At 62.2% G+C, this 2,590-nt stretch carries 2 protein-coding genes; both read left to right on the forward strand.

Annotation, left to right across the window (positions count from 1 at the left end):
* Positions 1-355: 355 nt before the first annotated feature.
* Positions 356-1,354, forward strand: a complete 999-nt coding sequence (locus ACE3UY_RS03535) for a transposase (protein ID WP_374686171.1) — start codon at positions 356-358, stop codon at positions 1,352-1,354.
* A 30-nt stretch (positions 1,355-1,384) separates the two neighbouring features.
* On the forward strand, positions 1,385-2,590 hold a 1,206-nt coding region (crtI, locus tag ACE3UY_RS03540), incomplete at its 3' end, for a phytoene desaturase family protein (protein WP_374686172.1).

Below are 2,590 nucleotides of genomic sequence, written 5' to 3' on the forward strand. Positions count from 1 at the left end.
CGCCGTACTGCCCGGCGATCCGCTCGCTGTGATCGCGCAGGATGGTCGTCAACCCCTGTCCAACGTTGCCAAAACCAAGGAGGGCGAGTCTGTAGGGGCGCCTAGGGTACTATCCATTCACTGCCAGTGCTCATGCCAGGGACGCAACACTCCTGTTCTTACCTGCTTGGCGCCCCTGGCGTGAACCGCTTTTCCATTCATCGGAGGCAAATGGTAGCATATGAACCCTTGCCGTCCCTGCCAATGACGCCGTACACGAGGGGGTTGGCCGGCAAAACGGCCCACAGCCTTGTAAAAAGATCGATTTCTATGATAGGACTTACGCAGTTGAAAACGAGAAGGTAGACTGAAGGGCATGAACCGAGCACGGTGCGATGACCTGGACTACATCCAATTTCTGATAGCGGCGCAGGCCGTGTTCAGCAACACCGAGGCGGCGCGATGTGACCCGCGCGTTGGAGCGGAGCGACCAGCGCATGACGCCTATACGCGTCTGTTGCGTCGTCAGCCGCCGGACAGCGCGGCGTTGTGGGCCGAGGTGCAGGGCTGCATCGCGTTGCAGGAAGGGATGCTGGTTCTGGACGATTCGACGCTGGACAAGCCGTACGCGCGGGCCATGGCGTTGGTCACGTCGCATTGGTCGGGCAAGCACCGGGCGGTGGTAGAAGGCATCAACCTGGTCAGTCTGGTGTGGACGGCCGGCGACGCGCGCTATCCCTGCGACTTTCGGCTGTACGACAAGACCCACGACGGGTTGAGCAAGAACGACCACTTCCGTCAAATGGTTGCCGGTGCTCATGAGCGTGGCTTCCGGCCGGAGTTGGTGGCCTTCGACAGTTGGTATGCCAGTCTGGACAACCTCAAGGCCATTCGTGGTCACGGCTGGACGTGGCTGACGCAGTTGAAGAGCAATCGGCTGGTGCGCCTGGACGGCAGCGGCAACCGACCGCTGGCCGAGACGCTGATTGGCCGCACCGGCAGCGTGGTGCATCTGAAAGGCTATGGCTGGGTCCAGGTCTTCAAGATAGCCGTCCCACACGGCGGCATTGAATTCTGGGCCACCAATGACCTGACCATGCGCCTGGAGTCGTTGGCCGATTACGTCGCCCGGCTGTGGCATATCGAAGAGTACCATCGCTCGCTCAAACAGTTCTGTGGTGTCGAACGCGCTCAACATCGCTCGGCGGTCGCCCAACGCAATCACATCGGCTTCGCCCTGCGCGCTTTCCTGCGCCTGGAGTACTACCGCCTGCATTCAGGTGTCTCCTCCTTCGAGGCTAAAGCTCGCATCGTCCGTGAGGCCATTCGTTCTTACTTGGCTAAGCCGCTCTATACGTTACCTTCAACTGCGTAAGTCCTATTCTAAATTCTCTTCTGGGGGACTATGAGCGAAAAAGTCATCATCATCGGCAGCGGGTTTGGCGGACTGGGCGCAGCGGCCCGTCTGGCCGCGCGGGGCTATCAGGTCGAGATCTTCGAGAAGCAGGACAGGCCCGGCGGCCGGGCTTACGTGTTCGAGCGGGACGGGTTCAAGTTTGACGGCGGGCCGACGGTCATCACCGCGCCCTTCATGTTCGACGACATCTTCGCCGCGGCCGGCCGGCGGCGCGAGGAATACGTCGAGTTTAAGCCGCTCGACCCGTTCTATCGCATCTTCGACCACACCGGGCGGCCGTTCGACTACAACGACGACCCCGACTTCATCGCCGGCCAGATCCGCAACTGGAGCCCCGACGACGCCGAGGGGTACAGCCGTTTCATGCAGACGACCCAGGCCATCTTCCGCAAGGGGTTCGTCGAGCTGGCCGACAAGCCGTTCCTGCGCGTGAGCGACATGCTGAAGGTAGCGCCCGACCTGATCCGGCTGCAATCGCACCGGTCGGTCTACAACTACGTCTCGCGCTTCATCCAGGACGACTTCCTGCGCCGCTGCTTCTCCTTCCACCCGCTGCTCATCGGCGGCAATCCGTTTGACGCCTCGTCGATCTACGCCATGATCCACTACCTGGAACGCGAGTGGGGCGTCCACTACGTGATGGGCGGCACGGGCGCGTTGGTCAATGCCCTGGCGCAGCTGATCGAGGAGTTGGGCGGTCGCTTCCACTACAACACCGAGGTGACCGAGATCATCGTGGACAACCGGCGCGCCTCCGGCATCCGCCTGGCCGACGGAACAATCCACCGGGCCGCCCACGTCATCTCCAACGCCGATGTGGCCTGGACCTATCTGAACCTCATCCCCGGTCGGGCGCGCGGCCTGCGCAATAGCGACCTCCGCTACCAGAAGCTGACCCGCTACAGCATGTCGCTGGTCGTCATCTACTTCGGCACGAAAAAGCTCTACCGGCACGAGGGCAAGCTGGCCCACCACAACATCATCCTGAGCGAGCGGTATCAGGGACTACTGGCCGACATCTTCAAGCACAAGGTGCTGCCCGAAGACTTCTCGCTCTACCTGCACATGCCCACTCTGACCGACCCGTCCATCGCCCCGCCGGGGCACGAAGGATTCTACGTCCTGTCGCCCGTACCGCACCTGGGCGCAGACGTGGACTGGGCGCAAGCCGCGCGCCCCTACCGCGACGCCATC

This window comes from Promineifilum sp. (SeqCode) (assembly GCF_041918635.1).
Taxonomy (GTDB): Bacteria; Chloroflexota; Anaerolineae; order Promineifilales; family Promineifilaceae; genus Promineifilum.